The 26,839-nt window shown below is 60.1% G+C and carries 28 protein-coding genes; 19 read left to right on the forward strand and 9 right to left on the reverse strand.

The genetic code is table 11. From position 1 onward, the window contains the following. Nucleotides 1-117 precede the first annotated feature (117 nt). The 4 genes from coaBC (at nucleotide 118) to argB (ending at nucleotide 5,427) form a co-directional block, all read left to right on the forward strand. On the forward strand, nucleotides 118-1,326 hold the full coding sequence (gene coaBC / locus BMY73_RS09880; protein ID WP_092406768.1) for a bifunctional phosphopantothenoylcysteine decarboxylase/phosphopantothenate--cysteine ligase CoaBC: 1,209 nt from the start codon (nucleotides 118-120) through the stop codon (nucleotides 1,324-1,326). 6 nt (nucleotides 1,327-1,332) lie between these two features. Next, on the forward strand, nucleotides 1,333-1,788 hold the full coding sequence (gene dut, locus BMY73_RS09885) for a dUTP diphosphatase (protein ID WP_062379779.1): 456 nt from the start codon (nucleotides 1,333-1,335) through the stop codon (nucleotides 1,786-1,788). A 1,311-nt stretch (nucleotides 1,789-3,099) separates the two neighbouring features. Beyond that, nucleotides 3,100-4,497 (forward strand): phosphomannomutase/phosphoglucomutase, encoded by a 1,398-nt coding sequence (locus tag BMY73_RS28570; protein WP_256571163.1) that lies wholly within the window; start codon nucleotides 3,100-3,102, stop codon nucleotides 4,495-4,497. A gap of 24 nt (nucleotides 4,498-4,521) precedes the next feature. Next, entirely contained in the window at nucleotides 4,522-5,427 is a 906-nt protein-coding gene (gene argB / locus BMY73_RS09895; RefSeq protein WP_062379782.1) for an acetylglutamate kinase, read from the forward strand. Between the two features lie 79 nt (nucleotides 5,428-5,506). Here the strand turns inward: argB and BMY73_RS09900 are convergent, their stop codons facing one another. Next, nucleotides 5,507-6,121, reverse strand: coding sequence for a DUF4124 domain-containing protein (locus BMY73_RS09900; protein ID WP_175500163.1), 615 nt, complete (start codon nucleotides 6,119-6,121; stop codon nucleotides 5,507-5,509). Nucleotides 6,122-6,142: 21 nt separating this feature from the next. Then, nucleotides 6,143-6,784: an orotate phosphoribosyltransferase gene (gene pyrE / locus BMY73_RS09905; RefSeq protein WP_062379786.1), complete on the reverse strand. Its 642-nt coding sequence runs from the start codon at nucleotides 6,782-6,784 to the stop codon at nucleotides 6,143-6,145. 81 nt (nucleotides 6,785-6,865) lie between these two features. On the opposite strand from pyrE, the gene BMY73_RS09910 reads away from it, so the two are divergent. Next, entirely contained in the window at nucleotides 6,866-7,645 is a 780-nt protein-coding gene (locus BMY73_RS09910; protein ID WP_062379788.1) for an exodeoxyribonuclease III, read from the forward strand. Between the two features lie 231 nt (nucleotides 7,646-7,876). Here BMY73_RS09910 and BMY73_RS09915 read toward each other — a convergent pair whose 3' ends face one another. Both BMY73_RS09915 and rph read right to left on the reverse strand, forming a co-directional pair. Beyond that, on the reverse strand, nucleotides 7,877-8,245 hold the full coding sequence (locus BMY73_RS09915; RefSeq protein ID WP_092406770.1) for a DUF4870 domain-containing protein: 369 nt from the start codon (nucleotides 8,243-8,245) through the stop codon (nucleotides 7,877-7,879). A gap of 49 nt (nucleotides 8,246-8,294) precedes the next feature. Continuing rightward, the gene (rph, locus tag BMY73_RS09920; protein WP_062379866.1) at nucleotides 8,295-9,017 is read right to left on the reverse strand and encodes a ribonuclease PH; all 723 of its coding nucleotides are present in this window, start codon (nucleotides 9,015-9,017) and stop codon (nucleotides 8,295-8,297) included. Between the two features lie 293 nt (nucleotides 9,018-9,310). On the opposite strand from rph, the gene BMY73_RS09925 reads away from it, so the two are divergent. From BMY73_RS09925 to BMY73_RS09950, 6 genes are all read left to right on the forward strand, one after another. Continuing rightward, a complete protein-coding gene (locus BMY73_RS09925) occupies nucleotides 9,311-10,174 on the forward strand; it encodes a YicC/YloC family endoribonuclease (RefSeq protein WP_092406772.1) in 864 nt (287 codons plus the stop codon). Nucleotides 10,175-10,187: 13 nt separating this feature from the next. Then, nucleotides 10,188-10,808: a guanylate kinase gene (gene gmk, locus BMY73_RS09930; protein WP_062379793.1), complete on the forward strand. Its 621-nt coding sequence runs from the start codon at nucleotides 10,188-10,190 to the stop codon at nucleotides 10,806-10,808. 241 nt (nucleotides 10,809-11,049) lie between these two features. Continuing rightward, nucleotides 11,050-11,313, forward strand: a complete 264-nt coding sequence (gene rpoZ / locus BMY73_RS09935; protein WP_004887180.1) for a DNA-directed RNA polymerase subunit omega — start codon at nucleotides 11,050-11,052, stop codon at nucleotides 11,311-11,313. A gap of 60 nt (nucleotides 11,314-11,373) precedes the next feature. Then, the gene (spoT, locus tag BMY73_RS09940) at nucleotides 11,374-13,482 is read left to right on the forward strand and encodes a bifunctional GTP diphosphokinase/guanosine-3',5'-bis pyrophosphate 3'-pyrophosphohydrolase (protein WP_062379795.1); all 2,109 of its coding nucleotides are present in this window, start codon (nucleotides 11,374-11,376) and stop codon (nucleotides 13,480-13,482) included. 24 nt (nucleotides 13,483-13,506) lie between these two features. Next, a complete protein-coding gene (locus BMY73_RS09945; protein WP_062379797.1) occupies nucleotides 13,507-13,887 on the forward strand; it encodes a RidA family protein in 381 nt (126 codons plus the stop codon). 62 nt (nucleotides 13,888-13,949) lie between these two features. Then, the gene (locus BMY73_RS09950) at nucleotides 13,950-14,687 is read left to right on the forward strand and encodes a hypothetical protein (RefSeq protein ID WP_092406850.1); all 738 of its coding nucleotides are present in this window, start codon (nucleotides 13,950-13,952) and stop codon (nucleotides 14,685-14,687) included. Nucleotides 14,688-14,816: 129 nt separating this feature from the next. Here BMY73_RS09950 and BMY73_RS09955 read toward each other — a convergent pair whose 3' ends face one another. Continuing rightward, entirely contained in the window at nucleotides 14,817-15,671 is an 855-nt protein-coding gene (locus BMY73_RS09955) for an SDR family oxidoreductase (RefSeq protein WP_092406774.1), read from the reverse strand. 212 nt (nucleotides 15,672-15,883) lie between these two features. Between BMY73_RS09955 and exbB the strand changes: the two genes are divergently transcribed. The 6 genes from exbB to BMY73_RS09985 all read left to right on the forward strand — a co-directional run bounded on the left by exbB (nucleotide 15,884) and on the right by BMY73_RS09985 (nucleotide 22,609). Then, nucleotides 15,884-16,855, forward strand: a complete 972-nt coding sequence (exbB, locus tag BMY73_RS09960; protein WP_092406776.1) for a tonB-system energizer ExbB — start codon at nucleotides 15,884-15,886, stop codon at nucleotides 16,853-16,855. Nucleotides 16,856-16,858: 3 nt separating this feature from the next. Continuing rightward, complete coding sequence (gene exbD, locus BMY73_RS09965; protein ID WP_092406778.1) at nucleotides 16,859-17,284, forward strand: TonB system transport protein ExbD; 426 nt, start codon at nucleotides 16,859-16,861, stop codon at nucleotides 17,282-17,284. Next, nucleotides 17,281-18,024 (forward strand): energy transducer TonB, encoded by a 744-nt coding sequence (locus BMY73_RS09970; RefSeq protein WP_092406780.1) that lies wholly within the window; start codon nucleotides 17,281-17,283, stop codon nucleotides 18,022-18,024. Before exbD ends, BMY73_RS09970 begins: the two co-directional genes overlap by 4 nt. Nucleotides 18,025-18,115: 91 nt before the next feature. Continuing rightward, on the forward strand, nucleotides 18,116-19,045 hold the full coding sequence (locus tag BMY73_RS09975; protein ID WP_062379805.1) for a hydrogen peroxide-inducible genes activator: 930 nt from the start codon (nucleotides 18,116-18,118) through the stop codon (nucleotides 19,043-19,045). An 8-nt stretch (nucleotides 19,046-19,053) separates the two neighbouring features. Further along, on the forward strand, nucleotides 19,054-21,129 hold the full coding sequence (gene recG / locus BMY73_RS09980) for an ATP-dependent DNA helicase RecG (RefSeq protein ID WP_062379807.1): 2,076 nt from the start codon (nucleotides 19,054-19,056) through the stop codon (nucleotides 21,127-21,129). Between the two features lie 85 nt (nucleotides 21,130-21,214). Then, nucleotides 21,215-22,609: an aminoacyl-tRNA deacylase and HDOD domain-containing protein gene (locus tag BMY73_RS09985; protein ID WP_062379809.1), complete on the forward strand. Its 1,395-nt coding sequence runs from the start codon at nucleotides 21,215-21,217 to the stop codon at nucleotides 22,607-22,609. 131 nt (nucleotides 22,610-22,740) lie between these two features. Here the strand turns inward: BMY73_RS09985 and BMY73_RS09990 are convergent, their stop codons facing one another. The 4 genes from BMY73_RS09990 to BMY73_RS10005 all read right to left on the reverse strand — a co-directional run bounded on the left by BMY73_RS09990 (nucleotide 22,741) and on the right by BMY73_RS10005 (nucleotide 25,160). Continuing rightward, nucleotides 22,741-23,115, reverse strand: a complete 375-nt coding sequence (locus BMY73_RS09990; RefSeq protein WP_092406782.1) for a helicase — start codon at nucleotides 23,113-23,115, stop codon at nucleotides 22,741-22,743. A gap of 206 nt (nucleotides 23,116-23,321) precedes the next feature. Then, entirely contained in the window at nucleotides 23,322-23,621 is a 300-nt protein-coding gene (locus BMY73_RS09995; protein WP_092406784.1) for an HU family DNA-binding protein, read from the reverse strand. A 189-nt stretch (nucleotides 23,622-23,810) separates the two neighbouring features. After that, on the reverse strand, nucleotides 23,811-24,959 hold the full coding sequence (locus tag BMY73_RS10000; protein WP_092406786.1) for an NAD(P)/FAD-dependent oxidoreductase: 1,149 nt from the start codon (nucleotides 24,957-24,959) through the stop codon (nucleotides 23,811-23,813). A gap of 33 nt (nucleotides 24,960-24,992) precedes the next feature. Then, the gene (locus BMY73_RS10005) at nucleotides 24,993-25,160 is read right to left on the reverse strand and encodes a rubredoxin (RefSeq protein ID WP_062379816.1); all 168 of its coding nucleotides are present in this window, start codon (nucleotides 25,158-25,160) and stop codon (nucleotides 24,993-24,995) included. 203 nt (nucleotides 25,161-25,363) lie between these two features. Here BMY73_RS10005 and BMY73_RS10010 point away from each other — a divergent pair, with 203 nt between their 5' ends. Together BMY73_RS10010 and ubiA are read left to right on the forward strand one after the other, a co-directional pair. Then, nucleotides 25,364-25,939, forward strand: coding sequence for a chorismate--pyruvate lyase family protein (locus tag BMY73_RS10010; RefSeq protein WP_175500164.1), 576 nt, complete (start codon nucleotides 25,364-25,366; stop codon nucleotides 25,937-25,939). Further along, a complete protein-coding gene (gene ubiA, locus BMY73_RS10015; protein ID WP_092406788.1) occupies nucleotides 25,939-26,829 on the forward strand; it encodes a 4-hydroxybenzoate octaprenyltransferase in 891 nt (296 codons plus the stop codon). Before BMY73_RS10010 ends, ubiA begins: the two co-directional genes overlap by 1 nt. Nucleotides 26,830-26,839: the final 10 nt, after the last annotated feature.

Genomic DNA, 26,839 nt, shown 5'->3' on the forward strand with positions numbered 1-26,839 from the left:
GGCCGCCGCTGTTCCCGTGCGGTCGCTGTGCTATCTTAGCCCATCTTTTTTGCGCGACAGTCCGGCCTGGGGAGGCGTTTGATTGCCGCGTGTTAACTCGACCAAAAAGGCAGGCCTATGCAGCGGCTGTATCGGAAACGCATCGTTCTCGGCGTGGGCGGTGGCATCGCGGCTTACAAGAGCGCTGAACTGGTTCGCCGGCTGCGCGACCATGGGGCCGAAGTGCGCGTCGTCATGACCAAGGGCGGGGCCGAGTTCATTACACCTCTGACCATGCAGGCCCTGTCCGGGCATACCGTTCACATGGACCTGCTTGACCCCGCTGCCGAAGCCGCCATGGGGCACATCGAGCTGGCCAAGTGGGCTGACATGGTGCTGATCGCACCCGGCACCGCCGACCTCATCGCACGTCTGGCTCAGGGCATCGCCAACGACCTGTTGACCACGGTTGTGCTGGCGACTGATGCCATCGTCGCTGTCGCCCCGGCCATGAACCAGGCCATGTGGCGCGACCCGTCGGTGCAAGCCAATCTCCAGACGCTCGAAGCGAGAGATTTCCGCCTGTTCGGCCCGGCCAGCGGTAGTCAAGCCTGTGGCGACGTGGGTTTCGGGCGCATGCTCGAACCCAACGATCTGGCACAATCGGCCGCCGACTGCTTCCAGCGCCTTACGCTGACCGGCAAACATGTGCTGATCACGGCCGGACCGACGCAAGAAAACATCGACCCGGTGCGCTATATCACCAACCACAGCTCCGGAAAGATGGGCTTTGCGCTGGCGGAAGCGGCAGCCGAAGCGGGTGCACGCGTCACGCTGATCACCGGGCCGGTCAACCTGACGACCCCGGACCGGGTGTCGCGCATCGACGTGGTCAGCGCGCGCGACATGCTCGCCGCGTGTGAAGCCGCCATGCCCTGCGATCTGTTTATCGCCTCCGCTGCGGTCGCAGACTACCGCCCGGAAGTCGTTGCTCCACAAAAATTGAAGAAAGACCCTACAAACGGAGACGGCCTGCTGCTGCAGATGGTTCGAAATCCAGACATTCTCGCCACCATCGCCCAGCGCCAAAATCGCCCTTTCAGCGTCGGCTTCGCCGCTGAAACCGAGCACCTGCTCGACTATGCTGCCCGCAAGCTCAAGGACAAGAACCTTGACCTCATCGTCGCCAACGACGTCGCCAATCCCAGCATTGGCTTCAACAGCGAAGAAAATGCCTGCAGCGTGATCGACCGAGCGTTGCAAGAGACGCTTTTTGCCCAGACCAGCAAGGCCAAGATTGCCCGCCAGCTGATGACTTTTATTGCCGACCGTATGAACCAGGTTTAATCACGCATGCATGCTCTACAAGCCAAGATCCTCGACCCTCGCATTGGCGACGAATTCCCGCTTCCGGCCTACGCCACCACCGGCTCCGCCGGGCTGGACCTGCGCGCGATGCTCAAAGAGGAAACGGTACTCGAACCCGGCCAGACCCTTTTGATTCCCACCGGTCTGTCGATATATATCGCAGACCCAAGCCTTGCCGCACTGATTCTGCCGCGCTCAGGCCTGGGTCATAAACACGGCATCGTGCTGGGCAACCTGGTGGGCCTTATCGACTCCGACTACCAGGGCGAACTGATGGTGTCCTGCTGGAACCGTGGCCAGACCGCGTTCAAGATCGCCGTCGGTGAACGTATCGCCCAATTGGTGCTGGTTCCCGTGGTTCAAGCGCATTTCGAAGTGGTTCAGGAGTTCGATGAGAGCCAGCGCGGCGCAGGTGGTTTCGGTCATTCCGGCACCCACTGATTTTGCGCAAGTCGCCTTGGCAACCCTGTCGCCAACGGCCTGAATCGGCCTGGCACGATGCAGTAACGTAAAAATCGCCCCAGGAAGTACGAGCAGGGAGAGTCAAGTTTGAAAGGCATCAAACGCACAGCCAAGGCGACGTCCCGCCCGGAAACGACTGACGCAACGGACAAGGATTCAAACCTGAGCCTGGCGAGTCCCGGCCTTCTCCCTTCGCTCATCGGCCTGATAGCGGCGGGGATCCTGATCTGGCTGGGGCTGCTCAGCCAACCGCAGGAAAAAGACCTCATGGCCCAGGCATGGGGCACTGCGCAAGCAGGCGCCATCGGCAAGGCATTGAGTCAGATCAATGCCGGTACGCAGGCGGCCGCCATGGACGCCAGCCTTGCTCAGGCCTTGCAAAGCAATAACCCACAACAAATCGAATCGGCTCAGCACCAACTGACTTATCGGGACGGTGTAATCGGCGCCCGCCTCTCGCCGCTCGGCTTCAACAATGTGGACAATCAGGGCTCACTGCCGATCAGCTTCGCGACGCTGGACATGCTCGCCAAAGCCGAAAGAGGCGAAGCCCCCGCTCCCGAAGCCCGTAAAGTCGGCGATAGCTGGGTGATTTACAGTGTTGCTCCGTTACGCACAGCCCCCAACGCTCCGGTTACCGGGACGCTGTTACTGGCGTTCAAAATGCAGCGCCTGACCAACGCCCTGCCTGACGCGCCGCCTGATGTCGGACAGATTGTCCTCAGCCAGCAGTTTGGTGACGCACCGGCACAAAGCTTTTTGACTCGCGGACAAGCCGATGACGGACGCGCGGTGGATTTCCCGACCGGCTATCCCAACTGGAAGCTGACGTTCACCCCCGGCCCTGCGCTGGATGCATCACCGCCATCGCTGATGCTGCTGCTCGCGGCACTGGTTGCCATCGGCAGCGTGCTCTTGGGGCTTTATCTGAACGAAAGCGCCCTGAAGCGTCGCGTCCTCGCCGATGCCCGACAACTGGAGCAACTGCTGCAAGAACTCTCAGGAGGCAAAGCCGTCAAAGCGTTCGGCTTGAGCATGCCGGCCCTCAACGGACTGGCGCAGAGCATGGCCAGGTTTTCGCTGCGTGATCAACCGGTATCGCCGGTCCCGGCCAGTAGCCATGTCTCGCCCGCGGCCGGCCAGGGTTCAACGAGCAGCAACGCCGTATATTCGTCACCCGATGTCGGTGACACGGAGCTGACCGATCCGCTGTTTCAAGACACCGACATCCTCGACATCGACCTGCTCGATGAATCACAGGACTTCCCGAAGTCGGAGCCAACACACGCAATGAGCCGTCCCGCAGCCATCGCCCCCGAATTCCCGGACTCCATTTTCCGCGCCTACGATATCCGCGGCATCGTCGGCGAGACGCTGACCGACGAAACCGCGTACTGGCTGGGCCGCGCCATCGGTGCGCAAAGCCTGGCACAGGGCGAGCCAAACGTTTCCGTTGGCCGCGATGGTCGTTTGTCCGGCCCGCAACTGGTCGCGTCGCTGATCAAGGGCCTGTACGACAGTGGCTGTCATGTCAGCGATATCGGCCTGGTTCCGACACCCGCGCTGTATTACGCCGCGAACGTTCTGGAGGGTCGCACCGGGGTGATGCTGACTGGCAGCCACAATCCGAAAGACTACAACGGCTTCAAGATCATGATCGCTGGCGACACGCTGGCGAACGAGCAGATCCAGGCGCTGCACGAGCGCATCAAGCGCAATCAGTTGCCCGCTGGCAAAGGCAGCGTGAGCAAGGTCGACATCCTTGACCTTTATGCAGGGCAGATCACCAATGACGTGGTGCTGGCACGCCGCCTCAAGGTCGTGGTCGACTGCGGCAATGGCGCCGCGGGCGTCATCGCCCCTCAAGTGCTGGAGGCGCTGAATTGCGAAGTCATCCAGCTATTCTGCGACGTCGACGGTAACTTCCCGAATCATCATCCCGATCCGGGCAAGCTGGAAAACCTTCAAGACCTGATTGCCAAGGTCAGGGAAACCGGGGCCGACCTGGGCCTGGCCTTTGACGGCGACGGTGATCGCGTAGGTGTCGTGACCAACGCTGGCAGCGTCATATACCCCGATCGCTTGCTGATGCTGTTCGCCCGCGATGTGGTCAAGCGTAATCCGGGTGCGGACATCATTTTCGACGTCAAATGCACCCGTCGCCTGATACCGTTGATCCAGGAATATGGCGGCCGTCCGGTCATGTGGAAGACGGGTCACTCGCTGATCAAGAAGAAGATGAAAGAAAGCGGCGCCCTGCTGGCCGGCGAAATGAGCGGCCACATCTTCTTCAAGGAACGCTGGTTCGGTTTCGACGACGGCATCTACAGTGCCGCGCGGTTGCTGGAGATCCTCAGCCAGGAGACGCTGAGCGCCGAAGAGCTGTTCCAGACCTTCCCGAACGACCTGTCGACACCGGAGATCAATATCAAGGTCACCGAGAGCAGCAAGTTCAGCATCATCGAAGCGCTGGAACGGGATGCACAGTGGGGCAACGCCAACCTGACGAGCATTGATGGCGTGCGCGTCGACTATCCGAAAGGCTGGGGTCTGGTCCGCGCTTCCAATACCACGCCTGTGCTGGTATTACGCTTCGAAGCCGAGACAGAGGCCGAGCTGCAACGGATCAAGGACGTGTTCCATGCTCAACTGAAAAACGTAGCACCGGATTTAGAACTTCCCTTTTGATCTAACTTTTTGAGTGGAGCCCAAATGACCCTCGAACGTGATGCCGCCGCCAATGCCGCCAAGGTCCTTTCCGAAGCCTTGCCTTACATCCGACGCTTCGTTGGCAAGACGCTGGTGATCAAGTACGGCGGCAACGCCATGGAGAGCGAAGAGCTGAAGACCGGCTTTGCGCGCGACATCGTGTTGATGAAGGCAGTGGGCATCAACCCGGTCGTGGTTCACGGCGGTGGTCCGCAAATCGGCGATCTGCTCAAGCGCCTGTCCATCGAAAGCCACTTCATCGACGGCATGCGCGTCACCGATGCCCAGACCATGGACGTCGTGGAAATGGTGCTGGGCGGCCAGGTCAACAAAGACATCGTCAACCTGATCAACCGTCACGGCGGGAGCGCCATCGGCCTGACCGGTAAAGACGCGCAACTGATCCGCGCGAAGAAAATGAACGTGACCCGTCAGACCCCCGAGATGACCAAGCCTGAAATCATCGACATCGGCCATGTCGGGGAAGTCGTGGGCATCAACACCGACCTGCTGAACATGCTGGTCAAAGGCGATTTCATCCCGGTCATCGCACCGATTGGCGTGGGCGCCGACGGCGAGTCTTACAACATCAACGCGGACCTCGTCGCCGGCAAAGTCGCCGAAGCGCTGAAAGCTGAAAAGCTGATGCTGCTGACCAACATCGCCGGCCTGATGGACAAGGAAGGCAAGGTGCTCACCGGCCTGACCACCGAGCAGGTCAATGGCCTGATCGCCGACGGCACCATCTACGGCGGTATGCTGCCGAAAATCCGCTGCGCGCTGGAAGCGGTGCAGGGCGGCGTCACTACTTCGCACATCATTGACGGTCGCGTACCGAACGCCGTGTTGCTGGAAATCTTCACCGATACCGGCGTAGGCACACTGATCAGCAACCGCAAACGCCACTGATTGACCAGCAACACGCAAAAAAAGACCCCGTCGGCGCAAACCGGCGGGGTCTTTTTTGTCGAGCTTCTGCCTCAGCGCTTCACTGCGCAAGTAACTGCTTCAATCGCGCCCGATCCTGAGCAAAATCGGTATCAGCCTGTTGCCGAGCCGCTTGGTATCGCAGGATGTCGACTTTGAGGTTTTGCTGTTGATCGCGCACATCGTTCATCTGGTCGATGAGATTTTGTGGGACCTGCCGCCCTGCCCGCTCCTGATCGGCAGCCTGACTTTGCAGGGCTGCTTGCTGAGTCGCCAATCCCTGAATGTTGCCCTGTGCCGCTGAGATCAGACCATCCAGTTCCGCCAGTTTTCGCGTTCGCGCACGGTCCACGTCGGTCAGGCTGCTGTACAGGTGCAGTAACTGTGCATCGGCATCGGCCTGGACCTTCGCTGCCTGCGCAGCGGCTTGAGCCTCTCGCGCCTGATCGGCCGTCGGCGCGGGCGGCACCACCTGAATCACGCGACCACGCTGATTCAGAACTTCGTACCCCTTACCGGAATACTCCGCAGGCACGCCCTGACGATCCAGCACCGTCACCCCACGGCTGTCGACGTACCGATAAAGCCGGATGCCCGGATTATCATCGGCTCGAACGCTCGCAACGCAACCCGCACCCAGAAACAAACACAGACCCACTGCGCCCAGCTTGAGCATAAAACCAGATCCTCTGACGACTCAGATGCCGTACTGAGCCCGATACGCCTCGACGGCGGGCAGATGCTGCTTGAGTTGAGGATCGTCGGCCAGGAACTCCAGGACCTGGTTCAACGAAACGATGCTCACCACCGGGATGCCGAAGTCGCGCTCGACTTCCTGAATGGCAGAAAGCTCACCATTTCCGCGCTCCTGACGATTCAAGGCGATCAGCACACCCGCCGCGTTCGCGCCCTGGGCCTGGATGATCTGCATGACCTCGCGAATCGCGGTGCCTGCCGTGATCACGTCGTCGATGATCAGGACGTCTCCGGTCAGTGGAGCGCCCACCAGACTGCCGCCCTCACCGTGAGCCTTGGCCTCTTTGCGGTTGAAACACCACGGCAGGTCAAGGTTGTGATGATCGGCCAACGCCACGGCTGTCGCGGCAGCCAGAGGAATACCCTTGTACGCTGGCCCGAACAGGACATCGAAGGAAATGCCGCTTTCCACGACGGCGGCCGCATAGAACTTGCCCAGTTGAGCAAGCGCCGAACCGCTGTTGAAAAGACCGGCATTGAAGAAGTAAGGACTGGTGCGTCCCGACTTCAAAGTGAACTCACCGAAGCGCAAAACCCCGCGATCGATGGCAAAACGAATGAAATCGCGCTGATACGCCTGCATGAAAAAGCCCCGAATACCACGGATTTAGCTAATTAGGTAGAGCTCGGGTATCATACACGCACGTGATTTTTGGGGCCATTTATGCGGATCATCAGTGTGAACGTTAATGGTATTCAGGCTGCAGTCGAGCGTGGTTTGCTCAGTTGGCTGCAAGCCCAGAATGCCGACGTCATCTGTCTTCAGGATACCCGCGCCTCCGCCTTTGAACTGGACGATCCAGCTTACCAACTGGACGGCTACTTCCTGTATGCCTGCGATGCCGAAGTGCCTGCCCAAGGTGGTGTGGCGCTTTACTCGCGGCTACAACCCAAGGCGGTAATCAACGGTCTGGGCTTTGAAACGGCCGACCGTTACGGGCGCTACCTGCAGGCGGATTTCGACAAAGTCAGTATTGCTACGTTGCTGCTTCCATCCGGGATGAACGGCGATGAAGACTTGAACCAGAAGTTCAAGCTCATGGACGACTTCGGCAAGTACCTGGACAAGCAGCGGCGCAAACGTCGCGAGTACATCTATTGTGGCTCGCTCTACGTTGCGCAGCAGAAACTGGACATCAAGAACTGGCGTGACAGCCAGCAATCGCCTGGCTTCCTGGCGCCAGAGCGTGCCTGGATGGACGAGATTGTCGGCAACATGGGTTATGTCGATGCCCTGCGCGAAGTCAGCCGTGAAGGCGACCAGTACAGCTGGTGGCCGGATAACGAACAGGCCGAGATGCTGAATCTGGGCTGGCGGTTCGACTATCAGCTGCTCACTCCGGGCCTGCGCCGTTTCGTACGCAGCGCACGCCTGCCACGTCAGCCGCGCTTCTCTCAGCATGCGCCGTTGATCGTGGACTACGACTGGACGTTGACGATCTGACGTTCAGTTGCCCAAAAGAAAGCCGACGTGAAGTCGGCTTTTGTTTATCCGGTGTTCAGGCAGCGGCCTGACCCTGTAGGAGCGTGGGTTGTCCCGCGATCTGGCGCGAAGCGGCAGCGAATCCATCGAAGCCGTCGCATCAGGGATATTCCGAATTCAATTTTACGTCCGGTTCCCGGCCGATCGCGGGACAAGCCACGCTCCTACAGGTGCCGCGAACCATCGCCCCGATTACTTGATCAACCGCCAGGTAAACGGGTAGCGGTAGGCGATTCCGTCGTTCACCTTGACCCCGGCAATGATCGTCAGCACAAGTGCACCAACGCCGACCAGCATCAGCAGCGGAAAGCCAATGACGATGATCATCAGCAGGAAGCAGATCATCGCGGCGATGGCCACGGTGATCTGAAAATTGAGGGCTTCCTTGCCCTGAGCATCGATGAACGGATCAGTCTCTTTCTTCAACTGCCAGACAATCAATGGCCCCAGCAGATTACCAAACGGAAAGATCAGGCCGAAGAACGCCGCAAAATGGCACATCATGGCCCACTGGCGGACTTCCTTGCTCGGCATTGGTAACGGCGGCTGGCTGTCGATCATCGTGCTTTCCTTGTACTGACGGTGGTAACGCGAAACACAACAACGGCAATCAGTCGGCCAGCGCCGCCTGTTGCAATTCAAATATCTCGTTCATGCCCTTCTGCGCCAACGCCAGCATCGCGTTCAGCTCGGCAGGCTGGAAGGGAGCGCCCTCGGCGGTGCCCTGAACTTCAATGAATCCGCCTGCGCTGGTCATGACCACGTTGAGGTCGGTTTCGGCAGCCGAGTCTTCCAGGTAATCCAGATCCAGTACCGGCTCACCCTGATACATGCCAACCGAAACGGCGGCGATCATCTGCTTCAACGGATCACCGCCCTTGAGGCCGCCACGCTTCTTGATGGTTTTCAGCGCGTCGATCAGCGCCACCATCGAGCCAGTGATCGACGCGGTGCGAGTACCGCCGTCAGCCTGGATCACGTCGCAGTCGACATACAGCGTCACGTCGCCCAGCTTGGACATGTCCAGAGCAGCGCGCAGGGAACGGCCGATCAAACGCTGAATCTCAAGGGTACGGCCGCCTTGTTTGCCACGGCTGGCCTCACGCTGGTTACGTTCACCGGTCGCGCGCGGCAACATGCCGTATTCGGCCGTGAGCCAGCCCTGGCCCTGACCTTTGAGAAAACGCGGCACGCCGTTTTCGACGCTGACGGTGCAGATCACCTTGGTGTCACCGAACTCGACCAGTACAGACCCTTCGGCGTGCTTGGTGTAGTTGCGGGTGATGCGGATCGAGCGAAGCTGATCGGCAGCGCGACCACTTGGACGTTTCATCTGGGATACCTGTACTGAGACGGAAAACTGACCAGCATTATAGAGGCGCAGACCCGCGCTGGGGACATCTAATGAGGCATCAATGACCACTGGCGCCCGCACGGGCTTCTGAAAAAGCGCCGCCAGGCAGCGAAACGGCGACATCGTACACGTCCTGCGACATCGCTACATTTGGGCGCACACCTCGCACTGAGCTACAATCCTGCGCCTTTATAGCCTGTCGCTCGTTAACGGTCATCTGGACAGAACATCGTCCCTTCCAGGCTAAATCCTGACTTATAGAGGTAATTCCCATGGTGCACAGCATGACGGCTTTCGCCCGAGTTGAAAGAGCCGGCACTCAAGGCACGCTGAGCTGGGAATTGCGCTCGGTCAACCATCGCTATCTTGAGCCTCATCTGCGCCTGCCCGAATCCTTCCGGGACCTGGAAGGTGCTGTACGTGAAGCGCTGCGTCAGGGCCTGTCGCGCGGGAAGGTCGAATGCACATTACGGTTCACCGAGGAAACGGCCGGCAAACCGCTACAGGTCGACCGTGAGCGCGCCAGCCAGTTGGTCGCGGCCGCCGAAGTCGTTGCGAGCCTGATCAAGCAACCTGCCGCCCTTAACCCGCTGGAAGTGCTGGCATGGCCCGGCGTGCTGGTCGCCGATGCGAGCGATCCGCAAGCGTTGAACAACGATGCACTGACCTTGTTCAACGAAGCGCTGGATGAATTGAAAGCCGGCCGCGCCCGCGAAGGCGCAGACCTGGCCAGACTTCTCGACGAACGGCTTGTGTCGATCAAGGCCGAAGTGGCTACGCTGCGCACCCTGGTGCCGCAGATGCTCGCGACGCAGCGCCAGAAGGTGCTCGATCGCTTTGCTGACATGAAGGCAGAGCTCGATCCACAGCGCCTGGAACAGGAAATGGTTCTGCTGGCGCAGAAGAGCGATGTCGCAGAAGAACTCGACCGCCTGAGCACCCACGTCACCGAAGTTCGTCGCGTGCTCAAGACCGGTGGACAAGCCGGACGCCGGCTGGACTTCCTGATGCAGGAGCTCAACCGCGAAGCCAATACACTGGGCTCCAAAGCCTTCGACCCTCGCAGCACTCAAGCCGCGGTCAACCTCAAGGTGTTGATCGAGCAGATGCGCGAACAAGTGCAGAACATTGAGTAAGGCCAATCTAGACATGACCCACAGCACCGGCACCCTGTACATCATTTCCGCCCCCTCGGGCGCGGGCAAGACCAGCCTGGTCAAAGCCCTGATCGATGCTCAGCCGCAGATTCGCGTTTCCGTTTCCCACACTACCCGCGCCATGCGCCCCGGTGAAGTGGACGGCGTGAACTATCACTTCGTCGATCGCACGGAGTTCGTTCGCATGATCGAACACGGCGACTTCCTCGAGCAGGCCGAAGTGTTCGGCAATCTGTACGGCACCTCGCAAAGTCGTCTGCAGCAGACGCTGGACGAAGGCCATGACCTGATTCTGGAAATCGACTGGCAAGGGGCTGCACAGGTGCGCAAGCTGATGCCCCACGCGCGCTCGATCTTTATTCTGCCGCCGACCCAGCAGGCATTGCGTCAGCGCCTGACCAACCGTGGGCAGGACAGCGACGAGATCATCGAAGGCCGGATGCGCGAAGCGGTCAGTGAAATGAGCCATTACGTCGAATACGACTACATCGTCATCAACGACGATTTTGCGACGGCCCTGGAAGACCTCAAAGCCATCTTCCGCGCCAACCTGCTGAGCCAGGAACACCAGCAACAACGCCACACCGAGTTGCTGGCACAGCTCCTTGCATAATCAACGGTAGGAGCGCGCTTGCCCGCGATGGCGTCGGTGAATTCAACACATTCATTGCCAGACGCACCGCCATCGCGGGCAAGCGCGCTCCTGCAGGGGCCGTGCAAAGCGCATCGAAACAGCGCCAAAAACCGACCGCCTGGGGCTTGCCGCTTGAAGCTTTGAGCTGTCCGCTTGTAAACTACCGAGTCCGCTCGCCCATCCGGGCACCGCGCATCCGCATTTGCTACGAGGAATACCCATGGCCCGCGTGACCGTTGAAGACTGCCTGGAACATGTAGATAACCGCTTTGAGCTGGTCATGCTCGCCACCAAACGTTCGCGTCAGTTGGCGACTGGCGGTAAAGAGCCAAAGCTGGCCTGGGAAAACGACAAGCCTACCGTTGTTGCCCTGCGCGAAATCGCCGCTGGCCTGATGGATTACGCTGTCATTGCAGAAGCTGAAATCGTTGAAGATGAACCCCTGTTCGCAGCATTCGAGGACGAGTCCAACGAGGCCGTCTAAGCCTATGCCCTGTCGACGTAGCAAGGCGCAGGGTCACCCTCTTCGGCAAGGAGTTGCATCTTGCCGAGCATAGACGCCCTCGCCGATCGCCTCTCGACCTACCTCGGCGCAGACCAGGTCAATCTGGTGCGCCGAGCGTATTTCTACGCCGAACAAGCCCACGACGGCCAACGCCGTCGCAGCGGTGAAGCCTACGTCACGCATCCGCTGGCGGTGGCCAATATCCTTGCCGACATGCACATGGACCATCAGAGCCTGATGGCCGCGATGCTGCATGACGTAATCGAAGACACCGGCATCGCCAAGGAAGCGCTCTGTGCGCAGTTTGGCGAAACCGTGGCCGAACTGGTCGACGGGGTCAGCAAACTGACCCAGATGAACTTCGAGACCAAGGCCGAAGCCCAGGCCGAAAACTTCCAGAAAATGGCCATGGCCATGGCACGCGACATCCGCGTGATCCTGGTCAAGCTCGCTGACCGCCTGCACAACATGCGCACGCTGGAAGTGCTGTCAGGCGAAAAACGCCGACGCATCGCCAAGGAAACCCTCGAAATCTATGCCCCCATCGCCAATCGCCTTGGCATGCACAGCGTGCGTATCGAATTCGAAGACCTGGGCTTCAAGGCCATGTACCCGATGCGCTCCTCACGCATCGGCCAGGCCGTCAAGCGCGCCCGCGGCAACCGCAAGGAACTGGTCAACAAGATCGAAGAGTCGCTGAGCCACTGCCTGGCGGTCGACGGCATCGAAGGCGAAGTCAGCGGACGTCAGAAACACCTTTACGGCATCTACAAGAAGATGCGCGGCAAGCGTCGCGCCTTCAACGAGATCATGGACGTTTATGCGTTCAGGATCATCGTCGACAAGGTGGACACCTGCTATCGGGTGCTGGGCGCTGTACATAATCTGTACAAACCGTTGCCTGGGCGCTTCAAGGACTACATTGCGATTCCGAAGGCCAACGGCTATCAGTCGCTGCACACCACGTTGTTCGGCATGCATGGCGTGCCCATCGAAATCCAGATCCGCACGCGCGAGATGGAAGAGATGGCCAACAACGGCATCGCTGCGCACTGGCTGTACAAGTCTTCCGGCGACGAGCAGCCGAAAGGCACACACGCTCGCGCCCGCCAGTGGGTCAAGGGCGTGCTGGAAATGCAGCAGCGCGCCGGCAACTCGCTGGAATTCATCGAAAGCGTGAAAATCGACCTGTTCCCGGACGAGGTCTATGTGTTCACGCCCAAAGGCCGAATCATGGAGCTGCCCAAAGGCTCCACGGCCGTCGACTTCGCGTACGCCGTTCACACGGACGTCGGCAATAGCTGCATCGCGTGCCGGATCAACCGGCGACTGGCGCCGCTGTCCGAACCTCTGCAAAGCGGTTCGACCGTTGAAATCGTCAGTGCACCGGGCGCGCGCCCGAATCCGGCATGGTTGAACTTCGTTGTCACCGGCAAGGCGCGCACGCACATTCGCCATGCACTGAAGCTGCAAAGGCGTTCGGAGTCGATCAACCTGGGCGAGCGCCTGCTCAACAAGGTGCTGAACGGTTTCGACAGCAGCCTGGAGAAGATTCCAAACGAACGCGTGCAACTGATCCTGGCCGAGTACCGGGTCGAGGTCATTGAAGACCTCCTCGAAGACATTGGCCTGGGCAACCGCATGGCGTATGTCGTCGCCCGGCGCCTGCTCGCCAGCGAAGGTGAAGAACTGCCTAGCGCTGAAGGTCCGCTGGCGATTCGGGGTACCGAAGGCCTCGTGCTCAGCTACGCCAAATGCTGTACGCCGATTCCGGGCGACCCGATCGTCGGCCACCTGTCTGCGGGCAAAGGCATGGTCGTGCATCTGGATAACTGCCGCAATATCAGCGAAATCCGACACAACCCGGAGAAGTGCATCCAGTTGTCCTGGGCCAAGGACGTCACCGGCGAATTCAATGTCGAGCTGCGGGTCGAACTGGAGCACCAGCGCGGGCTTATCGCCTTGCTGGCCAGCAGCGTCAACGCCGCCGACGGCAACATCGAGAAAATCAGCATGGACGAACGCGATGGTCGCATCAGCGTGGTCCAACTGGTGGTCAGCGTACACGACCGTGTACACCTGGCCCGTGTGATCAAGAAACTGCGCGCCTTGACCGGTGTGATCCGCATCACCCGCATGCGTGCGTAGTCAAACCGCCAACAGGAGTTCTTCATGAGCAAGACCGTTATCTCCAGCGACAAGGCCCCTGCCGCCATCGGCACTTACTCTCAGGCGATCAAAGCTGGCAATACCGTCTACATGTCGGGTCAGATTCCGCTGGACCCCAAAACCATGGAACTGGTCGAAGGCTTCGAAGCCCAGACCGTTCAGGTCTTCGAGAACCTGAAAGCCGTGGCTGAAGCGGCTGGCGGCTCGTTCAAGGACATCGTCAAGCTGAACATTTTCCTGACTGACCTGAGCCACTTCGCCAAGGTCAACGAGATCATGGGCAAGTATTTCGAACAGCCGTATCCTGCGCGCGCCGCCATCGGCGTGGCTGCCCTGCCAAAAGGCGCGATGGTTGAAATGGACGCCGTGCTGGTCGTCGAGTAAATCCCCCGCGGAGCGTACTCACGCTCCGCCACCTCAGAGCAAAGGAAGGACTCCGCATGCATATGCGCGTCGCGTTCGCCCTCTCGCTGCTGGCCGCGCTACTGAGCGGCTGCGCTGGCCATTCCAATAAAACCCCGGACGGTACCTGGATCAACCAGGCCGCCATCGACGCTGCGGCAGAAGGCGGCAACCTGCGCCAGTCGCTGCTGGCGTATGGACCGACGCTGGAATGGAACATCAATACGGCGGCAGGTCAGGCTACGTCCTATAACGGATTCGAACTCACCGAAGGCAAGATCGCCAAAGACCCCGATGGATCGTGGAAGGTGAATGTGTATGGCAGCGCCTCTGACGACCTCAAGCTTAAAGGCGACGAGCTGGTTCAAAGCGCCAGCGACTCGGGCCCCGAACAGCATTTCCGCATGCCCAAACAAGCCGCTCCCGCTGGCGCACCGCCTGGCAGCAGCTTTGAGCGTGCGCTTTATACCGCCTACCTGGGCGGCAAATGGACGATCGTCAATGGCGACGGACAAGGCAGTGTCGTGGAGTTTCAACCCGACGGCAGCGTGACCGGTTTGCCGGGCAACGACCGTTACGCGCTCTGTCTGGCAGGCGATTGCGCCGCTATGAGCGGCGAGTACGACAGCATGTGGCTGGAGAAAAATGAGCGCGGCAACCCATGGGTGTTCGTGCGCCAGGGCAAACAGCTGGAAATCTTCCAGGCCGTGAACAATGCCCAGGCCACAGAAATGCCGGATTTGCGCCCGGGCGAGCGGCATTGGGTGTTGGAGAAAAATTGAGTTCTACGCCTGTTTGAGTGTGTAGGAGCGCGCTTGCCCGCGATTGCAATCAGCTAATCACCTCTGTGGTGACGGCAGAAATGCCATCGGGGGCAAGCGCGCTCCTACAGGGTCTGTCACAAGACTTAATCAATTATCAGCCAACATCGCCTCATACCCCTCTTTGTAACTTGCATAACGCGGCACCCAACCCAGCGCCTTGGCCCGCGCGTTACTGCAACGCTTGCTGCCTGCGCGTCTCACGCTGTTCTCATCGGACCACTGCGTTACATTGAGACGAGCACGCATCCAGTCCACCACCTCAGCCAGGGGCACCGGCGCGTCGTCGACACCCAGATAACACTCTTCCAGCGGCTGCCCCTTCGCATCGGCCTGCAGCAGGAAGGCCAGCAAACCCGCAGCGTCGTCGGCGTGAATCCGGTTGCCGTACAGGGGCGGATCAACGGCAACGCTGTACCCCTGACGAACCCGGTTCATCAAATCGCTACGGCCCGGTCCATAGATACCGGTCAATCTGACGATACTCGCCGGGAGGCCACTGTTCAGGGCCACCTGCTCGGCTTCTCGCATCACCCGGCCTGAAAACCCGTCTGCCTCGGCGGACGACGTCTCATCGACCCACTCGCCTCCTTGCTGCCCATAAACACTGCTGCTTGAGACGAACAGAACACGTCTGGGCTTCTGCCCGCTGCGTTCCGTCCAGCCCAGAACATGGCGTAACCCTTGTACGTACGCTGCGCGATAACCAGCCTCGTCCCGCGAAGTCGGAGTTGCGCAATACACCAGATAATCGATTCGGCTTTCTGGCCATTGATCAGGAATCCGGGCATCAAAAAGGTCTCCACTCACCCCCCGCACGCCCTGCGGCAGCTTCGCAACATTCCGGCGCAGGCCGTACACCGTCCATCCATGAGGCAACAACTGCTGCGCCAGGCGCCCGCCAATGTCTCCACATCCAGCAATCAAAACGGACGGTGCCGCCATGACCATTCTCCACATCAAAAGTAGGTTTCAACCCATAAAACAGGCCTGAAAATCGACCATCGGGACGCGTTCGCGTTAAAAAAAGAGACTCTATTACTTTTGTTAACAAGAATTACTTGCAATAATGACGGCCCTTTGTTCTTCTCCGCTGCCCTCGGGCCAGCGTGACGCACCCAGAACGAACACCTATTTTCACATCAGGTCGGGCCAGCATGACACCTATTCAATCCGCCGCTTCGTCAACCACGTCTTCAGGTCTGCCTCGTGCAGGACGCGCCATTGCCGCCGTTCTGTTCAGCCTGATGCTGACGCCTGTTGCACTTGCCGATTCCAGCGCCCCTGCCCAGCAACCTCCTGCGGCTCAGTCGGCAGCGCCGGCCGCCGCTCCAGTTGACACCGCAGCGGCGCCTGCCGTTCAGGAGCCAATGGCCCCGACGGATTCGATCGAACCTGTCGCCGAGGACAACAGCCTGGGCATGTCCCATGACCTGTCGCCTTGGGGCATGTACAAGAATGCAGACATTATCGTTAAAGCGGTGATGATCGGCCTCGCCATCGCTTCGATCATCACCTGGACCATCTGGATCGCCAAAGGCCTGGAGTTGATCGGCGCCAAGCGTCGTCTGCGTGGCGAGATCGCCGCCCTCAAGCGCGCGCGCACACTCGATGAAGCCAGCGCCGGTGCAAAGAAAGAAGGCACGCTGGCTCATCTGCTGGTCCACGATGCCATGGAAGAGATGCGTCTCTCGGTCAACAGTCGCGAGCGTGAAGGCATCAAGGAGCGTGTTGCCTTCCGCCTCGAGCGTCTGGTTGCCGCTTGCGGTCGCAACATGAGCATGGGCACCGGCGTTCTCGCCACCATCGGCTCTACCGCGCCCTTCGTGGGCCTGTTCGGCACCGTCTGGGGCATCATGAACAGCTTCATCGGCATCGCCAAGACCCAGACCACGAACCTGGCGGTCGTGGCGCCCGGTATCGCCGAAGCGCTGCTGGCTACCGCACTCGGTCTGGTCGCGGCCATTCCTGCCGTTGTTATCTACAACGTTTTTGCACGCTCCATTGCCGGTTACAAGGCTCAGGTGTCCGACGCTTCGGCTCAGGTTCTGCTGCTCGTGAGTCGCGATCTGGACCACCAGCCCGCCGCTGACCGTGTGCAACCGCCGCACATGGTAAAAATGGGGTAAACCATGGGCCTGCATCTTAACGAAGGCGGCGACGACCTCGCCGAAAACCACGAAATCAACGTGACGCCGTTTATCGACGTCATGCTGGTGCTGCTGATCATCTTCATGGTGGCGGCACCGCTGGCGACCGTGGATATCAAAGTTGACCTGCCCGCCTCTACAGCGAAGCCGGCACCTCGACCGGAAAAACCGATCTTCCTGAGCGTCAAGGCAGACCAAAGCCTGTACCTGGGCGATGAGAAAGTGATGCGTGATCAGATCGGCCCGGTTCTGGACGCCAGGACCAAAGGCAAGAAAGACACCACGATTTTCTTCCAAGCCGACAAGGGCGTGGATTACGGCGATCTCATGGATGTCATGAATGCCCTGCGCGGCGCCGGTTACCTGAAAGTCGGCCTGGTGGGTCTTGAGACGGTTGGTAAGAAATGATCAATACGCGCCAAAAACTGACGCGCTATAGCGGTAGTCTGTTGTTGGTGCTGGCGGTTCACGCGGTTGCGATCATCGTCGCCCTGCGCTGGCCCGCCTCGCAGGCCATCGAGCTGCCGCCGGCCGCCATGATGGTCGAGCTGGCGCCCGTCCCTGAGCCTGCTCCGCCGCCACCGCCCAAGGTGGTGCAACCTCCGCAGCCGCCTGCGCCGGAAGAAGAGTTGCCGATTCCGCCTGTTGCCGAAGCACCAAAGCCGGAAATCGCGACGCCCAAACCGGTCAAGCCCAAGCCCAAACCGCAGCCGCCCAAGCCGGTGAAGAAGGTTGAGCCGCCGAAAGAGGAGAAACCTGCCGACGAGAAACCGGTCGACACGCCACCTTCCAACGCAAAACCGGAAAAATCGGCGGCGCCACAACCCGCGCCACCGGCACCGCCCAGCAACGCGCTGCCAACCTGGCAGGGCGACCTGCTGCGCCATCTGAGCAAGTACAAGCGTTATCCGGATGACGCTCGTCGGCGTGGCATGCAAGGCATCAACCGCTTGCGCTTCGTCGTGGATGGCGAAGGCCGGGTGCTGTCATACGAAATCGCCGGGGGTTCAGGCAGTGCGTCGCTTGATCGCGCAACCCTGGAGATGATTCGTCGTGCCCAGCCGCTGCCTAAACCGCCGGCGGAATTGCTTAACAACGGCACGCTTGAAGTGGTCGCACCCTTCGTTTATTCACTGGATAAACGTTGAAACGTTGATTTTGTGATAACAGTGCGCCTGATAACGTGCGTCTATCGATTGCACCCGCTATGCTGGGGCCGCAACTTCATGGACGCACGCTATGACCCTCACAGAATTGCGCTATATCGTTACCCTCGCTCAGGAGCAGCATTTCGGCCACGCGGCTGAACGCTGCCACGTCAGCCAACCGACGCTGTCGGTGGGCGTAAAGAAGCTGGAAGATGAACTCGGTGTGCTGATTTTCGAGCGCAGCAAGAGTGCGGTACGTCTTACGCCGGTTGGCGAGGGCATCGTGGCTCAGGCGCAAAAAGTGCTCGAGCAGGCTCAAGGGATTCGTGAACTCGCCCAGACGGGCAAGAACCAACTGACAGCGCCGCTGAAAGTCGGTGCGATCTACACCGTCGGTCCTTATCTGTTCCCTCATTTGATTCCACAACTGCACCGGGTTGCCCCGCAAATGCCGTTGTACATCGAAGAGAACTTCACCCATGTGCTGCGCGACAAGCTGCGCAACGGTGAGCTGGATGCGATCATCATCGCCCTGCCGTTCAACGAAGCCGACGTACTGACCATGTCGCTGTACGACGAGCCGTTCTACGTGCTCATGCCGGCTGATCATCCGTGGACTCAGAAAGACACCATCGACGCCTCCGCCCTGAACGACAAGAGCCTGCTGCTGCTGGGCGAAGGCCACTGTTTCCGCGACCAGGTGCTCGAAGCGTGCCCGACGCTGGTGAAAGGGGGCGACAGCGCCAAGCACACGACCGTCGAATCCAGCTCCCTGGAAACCATCCGGCACATGGTGGCTTCGGGCCTGGGCGTTTCGATCCTGCCCATGTCCGCAGTCGACAGTCATCACTACGCACCCGGCGTGATTGAAGTGCGTCCGCTGTCGCCGCCCGTGCCATTCCGCACGGTCGCGATCGCCTGGCGTGCGAGCTTCCCACGGCCAAAAGCCATCGAGATCCTGGCCGACTCTATCCGCCTGTGCTCCGTCGCTCGCCCCAAAGCCCAGGCACAAGCGAGCTAAGTGGCGGTATGACTGAGCTGTCCCACGTCTCGGTAACGGCGCTGAAGGGCGTCGGCGAGGCCATGGCCGAGAAGCTGGCGAAGGTCGGTCTGGAGAACATCCAGGACGTCCTGTTTCACCTGCCGCTGCGTTATCAGGATCGCACGCGCGTCGTGCCCATTGGCGCGTTACGCCCCGGCCAGGATGCGGTGATCGAAGGCGTCGTCAGCGGCGCCGACGTGGTGATGGGCAAACGTCGCAGCCTGCTGGTTCGACTGAGTGACGGCACAGGCGTACTGAGCCTGCGTTTCTACCACTTCAGCAACGCACAAAAAGATGGCCTGAAGCGCGGCACGCATGTGCGCTGCTATGGCGAAGCGCGTCCCGGCGCCTCGGGGCTGGAGATTTACCATCCCGAATACCGTGCGATCACCGACGAAGAACACGTCGCGGTCGAGCAGACACTCACGCCCATTTACCCCACCACCGAAGGTCTGACCCAACAGCGCTTGCGGCAGTTGTGTCAGCAAAGCCTCGGGATGCTGGGGCCGAGAAGTTTGCCGGACTGGCTACCGGAAGAGCTGGCGCGCGACTATCAGTTGGCGCCACTGGCTGACGCTATTCATTATCTGCATAACCCGCCCGCCGATGCCGACGTCGAGGAACTCGCGCTGGGTCATCACTGGGCGCAGCACAGGCTGGCCTTTGAAGAACTGCTGACTCATCAGTTGTCTCAGCAACGCCTGCGTGAAAGCCTGCGTTCCCAGCGCGCCCCGGCGCTGCCGGTCGCCAGACGGCTCCCCAAGCAGTTCCTTGCCAATCTGGGCTTTCCGCCGACAGGGGCACAGCAGCGCGTCGGCAAGGAAATCGCTTACGACCTCAGCCAGCAAGAACCCATGTTGCGGTTGATTCAGGGTGACGTGGGCGCGGGCAAGACTGTAGTCGCGGCACTGGCAGCGTTGCAGGCGCTGGAAGCCGGTTACCAGGTTGCGCTGATGGCGCCGACCGAGATCCTGGCCGAGCAGCACTTCCTCAACTTCACCCGCTGGCTGGAACCGCTGGGCATTGAAACCGCCTGGCTGGCCGGCAAGCTCAAGGGCAAGGCCCGCGCCGCATCGCTTGAGCAGATTGCCAGCGGCGCCCCAATGGTGGTCGGCACCCACGCGTTGTTTCAGGATGAGGTGCAGTTCAAGAATCTCGCGCTTGTGATCATCGATGAACAGCATCGCTTTGGCGTCCAGCAACGTCTGGCCCTGCGCAAGAAAGGCGTTGGCGGCCTGATGTGCCCGCACCAATTGATCATGACCGCCACGCCCATTCCGCGAACGCTGGCGATGAGTGCCTATGCCGACCTCGATACTTCGATCCTCGACGAACTGCCGCCAGGCCGTACACCGGTCAATACCGTGTTGGTCGCCGACAGCCGCCGCATCGAGGTGGTGGAGCGGGTCCGCAATGCGTGTGCCGAGGGCCGTCAGGCCTATTGGGTCTGCACATTGATCGAAGAATCCGAAGAGCTGACGTGTCAGGCGGCCGAAACCACCTTCGAAGAGCTGACAAGCGCCTTGGGCGAACTCAAGGTCGGGCTGATTCATGGCCGCATGAAGCCGGCGGAAAAAGCGGCAGTCATGGCCGAGTTCAAGCAGGGCAACTTGCAGTTGTTGGTCGCAACGACCGTCATCGAGGTGGGCGTGGACGTTCCCAACGCCAGCCTGATGATTATCGAAAACCCAGAACGACTGGGCCTGGCTCAGCTTCATCAGTTACGCGGCCGGGTAGGACGCGGCAGCGCAGCGAGTCATTGCGTGCTGCTGTACCATCCGCCGTTGTCGCAGATCGGCAGGCAGCGGCTGGGGATCATGCGGGAAACCAACGACGGTTTCGTGATCGCCGAAAAGGACCTGGAGCTTCGCGGGCCGGGCGAGATGCTTGGGACACGACAAACGGGCCTGTTGCAATTCAAGGTCGCCGACCTGATGCGCGACGCAGACCTCTTGCCGGCCGTTCGGGACGCCGCGCAGGCATTGCTGGAGCGCTGGCCGCAACACGTCAGCCCATTACTGGAGCGCTGGCTGCGCCACGGCCAGCAATATGGGCAAGTGTGAAGCAGTCAACAAGAAGAACGTGTCTCCCCTCTATAACAACTAAGCTGGTTATACTTCAGCACTTGTAGGAATCTGGATACAGGCCATGACAGAAGTTGCCCACATCGACGCAACCCAACACGCCCCGTCTGTCATCCGGCAGTTGCTTGGCAAAGCTGCCATCAACTACCGCGAAGTCATGGACGACGAAACGCTCACCACCACGCAGAAGGTCCAGGCCGTTCTGGTGCACGACTCCGTTGGCGCGTTGCTGATCCTTTTCCCGCAGAGCCAGCTGCTGGATCTCAATCGGATCACCGAGTTGACCGGGCGCAAGTTGACCGCTGTGTCCCAAGAGCATCTGGATCAAATGCTCGGCAAGCATAACCTGCACAAACTGCCCGCCCTCCCGGCGCTGACCAGTTCGCCCTGCCTGTACGAAGAGCGCATCCTTCAGGAGCCCACCGTACTGATTGACTCGGGTGAGCCGGGTCTGCTGCTGGAGATCAGCAGCGAAGACTTCAAATCCTTGTTGAGCAAAGCCAGCGCCGCCACATTTGGCGAGCCGGTCAATCGGGTGCAACCGAACCTGACGCGTCCCGACGACGACCGTGAGGAAATCACCAAGGCGGTCCAGAACTTCACCGCGCGGCGTATCCAGCAACGCCTGGAAGCGACGGTGGAAATTCCGCCGCTGGCCGACACTGCTCAGAAAATCATCAAACTGCGTGTCGATCCGGACGCGACCATCGACGACATTACCGGCGTCGTGGAAACCGATCCGGCGCTGGCCGCACAGGTGGTCAGTTGGGCGGCATCGCCGTATTACGGTTCCGCTGGCAAGATTCGGTCGGTTGAAGACGCCATCGTGCGTGTGTTGGGCTTCGATCTGGTGATCAACCTGGCACTGGGTCTGGCGCTGGGCAAGACACTGGCGCTTCCCAAGGATCATCCACAGCATGCGACGCCGTACTGGCAGCAGTCGATCTACACCGCCGCTGTCATCGAAGGCCTGACCCGCGCCATGCCCCGCGCCAAGCGCCCGGAAAGCGGCCTGACGTACCTGGCCGGTCTGCTGCACAACTTCGGCTATCTGTTGCTGGCGCACGTCTTCCCCCCGCATTTTTCGCTGATCTGTCGACAAATCGAGGTCAACCCGCACCTGCACCACAGTTTCGTGGAGCAGCATCTGCTGGGTATCTCCCGCGAGCAGATCGGTGCCTGGCTGATGCGTAACTGGGACATGCCTGAAGAACTGTCCACCGCGCTGCGTTTCCAGCACGACCCGCATTACACCGGCGAGCATTGCGAGTACGCCAACCTCGTGTGCCTTGCGGTGCGTCTGCTGCGCAGGGAAGGCATCGGCTCCGGCCCGATGGAAAGCATTCCGGACGAGCTGTTCCAGCGCCTGGAACTGCCACGTGAGAAGGCGCAGGACGTGGTGCATAAAGTGCTGGAAGCCGAAGCGATGCTGCGCGAACTGGCTTCGCAGTTCCATTGATTGACCGCTTGTTCCAACCGCCCGTGATTCCTGGCGGTTGGAACACCCTATGGGAGCGAGTTTGCTCGCGAAATCTGCGGAATGAGCAACGTATTACCATCAGGATGTACGTGCCCGGTCAGCCCTCAGTCCTATTTCTTCTTCCTCGGCTTCAAATACCTCGTCAGGCCCTGAAACCACATCACCAGGCCGGTATTGCCAACGACCTGAATGTTCTTGTCCTGAATCCCCTGCATGAACGCCAGTTGCTTGTTCTTCGCCTGCATCGTGGCGAAGCCGTACGCCGCGTCCCTGAACGAGATCGCGAATGCCGGTGCGGCGACAGCGCCGCCGCGGCTGCTGATACGTTGATCCTTCACCACAAAGTGCCGGGCCACTTTTCCATCGGAGGTTTGCAGCTGGAAGGTCAGGTCCTTTCCGGCGAGCTGTTGCTGGAATGCAGGGTTGTTGCGGCTGGCGCGGGTCATGAGCAGACCCAACATCCAGAGGAGAAAACGGAACTTCATGTGCGACGCCTCATGCGATCAGGTGCGGATAGCAACCAACGGCAGTGTAGCGAGCCTGAACACCGAATGACGGAACAGAACCCGACGGTCGCAAAGTGGCGACCCAGACACTTGCCGGGTCAGACAACAGGCCATAAAAAATGGGCATCCAACTGCTTGGCATGCCCATTTCCACACTGTTCGCCTTCCGCAAGACGTCCAGCTATTTATTTCTTCTTCGCAGGCGTCGCGACAGGGTTAACGCTGTCCTTGAGAAACTTGCCCGGTTTGAATGCAACGGTGTTGCTGGCCTTGATTTTGACCGGCTCACCGGTCTGTGGATTCTTGCCTGTGCGCGCGCCGCGATGGCGTTGCAGGAACGTGCCGAAACCCACCAGGGTCACGCTGTCCTTTTTGTGCAAGGCGTTGGTGATTTCATCCAAGACGGCATTGAGAACGCGATTGGCTTGTTCTTTGGTGAGATCTGCTTTTTCGGCAATGGCGGCTGCGAGTTCTGGTTTACGCATATGAAGCCTCTTTTACGGTTTTTTGTTTTTATGTCCCGTGCCACCCCTTCAGGGCAGCGAGCAGGTGCCGCAGCGGCTCTACGCTGCGGCAGACCGGAATGAGGATGGCATGCTGCCGATTCCCGCGCCAGTACGTGAACCACGTTTGTACGAACAAAAACGTGCCTTATCCGACAGAACGACAGCTATTTACGCCAGCAAGGGCGGCAAGACCTTGTTTAAAGCCAGTTTGTCCATGACGGCGGCGCCTGTCAGTGCATAGCCCAGCAGGTTACCGTCTGCATCGTGACAGAGCGCCTTGATATCCGCGCCCTGCCCTTCGATCGTCCAGTTACCTTCCCGGCCCTTGGGCGACGGTGAAACCACCAGTGGGCAGACAGGCGTTTTTACCGTGACGGGCATCGGCCCGTATTTCACCGACGTCGGGGTACCGGCCAATGTCTGCGCCAGCGCCCGCGCGCAGCTCATCAACGGCATCACATAGAGCAGATTCAACCCGTCCACTTCGGCGCAATCCCCCAGCGCGTAGATGTTGGCATGAGAGGTCTTGAGGTAACGATCAACGACCACCCCTCGGCCAATCTCAAGGCCAGCGGCCGCTGCCAGATCGACCCGAGGGCGCAAGCCAATGGCCGACACCACCAGATCACACCGTAGAATGGCGCCATCGGACAGGTGCGCTTCCAGGCCATCGTCCGTTCGCGACAAACGCGTCAGGACAGGACCCAGGTGGAAACGCGCGCCCAGGCTCTCCAGCCCCGCCTGAACAGCGGCTGCCGCCGCGGGGTGCAGCAAGGTCGGCATGACCTGTTCGCAAGGCGCCACCAGATCGACTTCGTAACCGCCCACGATAAGGTCATTGGCGAACTCGCAACCGATCAGGCCAGCGCCAAGAATCAGCACGCGCCGCTTGCCTGCCGCAGCCGCACGAAAACGCGCGTAGTCCTCAAGATCGTTGATCGGAAAAATCGCATCCCCAGCATCGCCTTCCACCGGGACACGCACGGTTTCTGCGCCCCAGGCGAGGATCAGGTCACGGTAGTACACCGACTCTTCGCCTATCCACACGCGCTTGTGACCGGGGTCGATGCCACTGATTCGGGTATGGGTGCGTACCTCCGCTTTGAGCTGTTCGGCCATGGCGCCGGGCTCGGCCATACTCAGGCCGTCGGCCTCCTTGTTCTTGCCAAAGCCGGTGGAGAGCATGGGTTTGGAGTAGGAACGACCGTCATCGGCCGTGATCAGCAGCAGCGGCGTTTCGCCATCGAGCTTGCGAAATTCCCGTGCAAGGTTGTAACCCGCAAGGCCGGTACCGATGATCACCACAGGTGCGTTCATTCAAATCTCCTGAATCAGATAAGGGATGGCGGATCAGCCGATCTCGATCATCTCGAAGTCCATCTTGCCGACACCGCAATCCGGGCAGAGCCAGTCTTCCGGCACATCTTCCCAGCGGGTGCCCGGTGCAATGCCGTCATCCGGCCAACCATCGGCTTCGTTATAAATCAGGCCACAGACAATGCACTGCCACTTTTTCATGGGTTGGTTCTCTCGGTTCTCAGGCTATACGTGCCCAGACGCTCGGCGATCATCGCGCGCTCTTTCGAATGGGTCTGGGCGTTTTACTGATCACCGGGCGTTCACGCAAGTTTCATCGATGCGCAATCCATGCCCCGGCCGTCGGCCAGCCTGCTCAATCATGCTAAGCTCGCCGCCTCGATTGCTGCCAATAATTGCTCACCGTGATCCAGCAAAATCCTGCATGCCCAACGCCTGAGTGGCTGTTGCGCGATCAACTGGTCGATCTGCCCGCACCCGTCGTCCTTGAGTGGCTGTTCCACGAAGACTCTCTGACCCGACGCCTGACCCGACTTTCCCACAATGGCTTCAGCGTCACGCCGATGTTCGAAGGCTGGCAACCGCTGCGCGCGGATGAGTGCGCCGCGCTGCAATTGCCGGATGGCAGCGAAGGCTGGGTGCGTGAGGTCTATCTGCTCGGCCAGGGCGAGAAGTGGGTATTCGCCCGCAGCGTGGCGGCGCGTGCCGCGCTGGAAAACGATGGCCTGCACATGGACGAACTGGGGACCCGTTCGCTGGGCGAATTGCTGTTCAGCGACCGGGCGTTCGCCCGAGGACCGTTGCAGATTTGCCAATACCCCGCGCCATGGTTGCCTGATGCGGATAACCGCGCAGGACTCTGGGGCCGTCGCTCCTGCTTTACGCGAGGGGCATTGGGCATCCTCGTCGCCGAGGTATTTTTGCCGACCGTGTGGCGCGCCATCGACGCCGCCTCTCAATCCGCCAAGGAGCGCCACTGATGTACTTGTCGCTGCTCAAATCCCTTAACCGTCTGCACCCACGGGCCTGGGATTTCATTCAACTGACCCGCATCGACAAGCCAATCGGCATCTATCTGCTGTTGTGGCCAACGCTTTGGGCGCTATGGATTGCAGGTAAAGGGTCGCCGTCGCCGGGCAACGTCCTGATCTTCGTGGTTGGCGTGTTCCTGATGCGCGCCGCCGGCTGCGTGATCAATGACTTCGCCGACCGCAAGGTCGACGGTCACGTCAAACGTACCGAGCAGCGCCCTCTGGTGAGCGGCAAGGTCAGCTCCAGAGAGGCGCTGATCCTGTTCGCGGTGCTGGTGGGACTGAGCTTTCTGCTGGTGCTGCTGACCAATTCCACAACCGTCTGGCTGTCGTTCGGCGGTCTGGCGCTCGCCGCCACGTACCCATTCATGAAGCGATACACCTATTACCCGCAAGTGGTACTCGGCGCAGCGTTTTCATGGGGCATGCCGATGGCGTTCACGGCCGAGACCGGCGACCTGCCTGCCGCCGCCTGGTTGCTGTACATCGCCAATCTGCTATGGACAGTGGGTTACGACACGTATTACGCGATGACCGACCGGGAGGACGACCTGAAGATCGGGGTGAAATCCACCGCTGTCCTGTTTGGCGACGCCGATCGAGTGATCATCCTGACGCTGCAGTGCCTGGCGCTGTTCTGCCTGATGCTTGCGGGTTCACGGTTTGAACTCGGGGTGTATTTCTTCCTTGGCCTGCTGGTCGCCGCAGGCTGCTTTGCCTGGGAATTCTGGTCGACGCGGGATAGGGCGCCGCAAGCCTGTTTCAAGGCTTTCCTGCATAACCATTGGGCGGGATTGGCGATCTTTGTCGGAATCGTCGTGGACTATGCGCTGCGTTGACCCTGTACGG

This window comes from Pseudomonas sp. NFACC02, assembly GCF_900110765.1.
Taxonomy (GTDB): Bacteria; Pseudomonadota; Gammaproteobacteria; order Pseudomonadales; family Pseudomonadaceae; genus Aquipseudomonas.

Coding starts and splice junctions, on each gene's coding strand:
- coaBC (WP_092406768.1), top strand. CDS start 118: ATGCAGCGGCTGTATCGGAAACGCATCGTTCTCGGCGTGGGCGGTGGC.
- dut (WP_062379779.1), top strand. CDS start 1,333: ATGCATGCTCTACAAGCCAAGATCCTCGACCCTCGCATTGGCGACGAA.
- BMY73_RS28570 (WP_256571163.1), top strand. CDS start 3,100: ATGAGCCGTCCCGCAGCCATCGCCCCCGAATTCCCGGACTCCATTTTC.
- argB (WP_062379782.1), top strand. CDS start 4,522: ATGACCCTCGAACGTGATGCCGCCGCCAATGCCGCCAAGGTCCTTTCC.
- BMY73_RS09900 (WP_175500163.1), bottom strand. CDS start 6,121: ATGCTCAAGCTGGGCGCAGTGGGTCTGTGTTTGTTTCTGGGTGCGGGT.
- pyrE (WP_062379786.1), bottom strand. CDS start 6,784: ATGCAGGCGTATCAGCGCGATTTCATTCGTTTTGCCATCGATCGCGGG.
- BMY73_RS09910 (WP_062379788.1), top strand. CDS start 6,866: ATGCGGATCATCAGTGTGAACGTTAATGGTATTCAGGCTGCAGTCGAG.
- BMY73_RS09915 (WP_092406770.1), bottom strand. CDS start 8,245: ATGATCGACAGCCAGCCGCCGTTACCAATGCCGAGCAAGGAAGTCCGC.
- rph (WP_062379866.1), bottom strand. CDS start 9,017: ATGAAACGTCCAAGTGGTCGCGCTGCCGATCAGCTTCGCTCGATCCGC.
- BMY73_RS09925 (WP_092406772.1), top strand. CDS start 9,311: ATGGTGCACAGCATGACGGCTTTCGCCCGAGTTGAAAGAGCCGGCACT.
- gmk (WP_062379793.1), top strand. CDS start 10,188: ATGACCCACAGCACCGGCACCCTGTACATCATTTCCGCCCCCTCGGGC.
- rpoZ (WP_004887180.1), top strand. CDS start 11,050: ATGGCCCGCGTGACCGTTGAAGACTGCCTGGAACATGTAGATAACCGC.
- BMY73_RS09945 (WP_062379797.1), top strand. CDS start 13,507: ATGAGCAAGACCGTTATCTCCAGCGACAAGGCCCCTGCCGCCATCGGC.
- BMY73_RS09950 (WP_092406850.1), top strand. CDS start 13,950: ATGCGCGTCGCGTTCGCCCTCTCGCTGCTGGCCGCGCTACTGAGCGGC.
- BMY73_RS09955 (WP_092406774.1), bottom strand. CDS start 15,671: ATGGCGGCACCGTCCGTTTTGATTGCTGGATGTGGAGACATTGGCGGG.
- exbB (WP_092406776.1), top strand. CDS start 15,884: ATGACACCTATTCAATCCGCCGCTTCGTCAACCACGTCTTCAGGTCTG.
- exbD (WP_092406778.1), top strand. CDS start 16,859: ATGGGCCTGCATCTTAACGAAGGCGGCGACGACCTCGCCGAAAACCAC.
- BMY73_RS09970 (WP_092406780.1), top strand. CDS start 17,281: ATGATCAATACGCGCCAAAAACTGACGCGCTATAGCGGTAGTCTGTTG.
- BMY73_RS09975 (WP_062379805.1), top strand. CDS start 18,116: ATGACCCTCACAGAATTGCGCTATATCGTTACCCTCGCTCAGGAGCAG.
- recG (WP_062379807.1), top strand. CDS start 19,054: ATGACTGAGCTGTCCCACGTCTCGGTAACGGCGCTGAAGGGCGTCGGC.
- BMY73_RS09985 (WP_062379809.1), top strand. CDS start 21,215: ATGACAGAAGTTGCCCACATCGACGCAACCCAACACGCCCCGTCTGTC.
- BMY73_RS09990 (WP_092406782.1), bottom strand. CDS start 23,115: ATGAAGTTCCGTTTTCTCCTCTGGATGTTGGGTCTGCTCATGACCCGC.
- BMY73_RS09995 (WP_092406784.1), bottom strand. CDS start 23,621: ATGCGTAAACCAGAACTCGCAGCCGCCATTGCCGAAAAAGCAGATCTC.
- BMY73_RS10000 (WP_092406786.1), bottom strand. CDS start 24,959: ATGAACGCACCTGTGGTGATCATCGGTACCGGCCTTGCGGGTTACAAC.
- BMY73_RS10005 (WP_062379816.1), bottom strand. CDS start 25,160: ATGAAAAAGTGGCAGTGCATTGTCTGTGGCCTGATTTATAACGAAGCC.
- ubiA (WP_092406788.1), top strand. CDS start 25,939: ATGTACTTGTCGCTGCTCAAATCCCTTAACCGTCTGCACCCACGGGCC.